1 protein-coding gene is annotated in these 283 nt (G+C 37.8%); it reads right to left on the bottom strand.

The window, feature by feature from the left end; translation table 11 throughout:
• Positions 1-16 precede the first annotated feature (16 nt).
• Positions 17-283, bottom strand: a 267-nt coding sequence (locus tag AACR09_RS08565) for a transposase (RefSeq protein WP_193836305.1), incomplete at its 5' end; no start/stop codon positions are given.

The following is a 283-nucleotide window of genomic DNA, read 5'->3' as shown; positions in this document are numbered from 1 at the left end:
ATACCAGTTCCATTAATTAACTTACCAATCGAGTCCAATCTCTAAAGCAGAGGGATTGGACTCTGCGTTTATCTTCACAAAAACTGTTCCAAGCATTGCATACTGAGTTCACTATATCGTTATAGTTTTCAAAACACCTATTCGCTAACTTGTATTGTCGAAGCCATTGCCAAACTTGTTCTATCGGGTTTAATTCTGGTGAATATGGCGGGATATGGATTATCGTGATGTTCTTAAAATGATTGGCTAAATGTGTTTGATGCCAGCTCGCTTGATCCATAAT

Origin of the sequence: Vibrio sp. OPT20 (genome assembly GCF_963889365.1) — a bacterium.
Lineage (GTDB): Bacteria > Pseudomonadota > Gammaproteobacteria > Enterobacterales > Vibrionaceae > Vibrio > Vibrio splendidus.
This window is presented reverse-complemented; position numbering and strand designations above follow the sequence as displayed.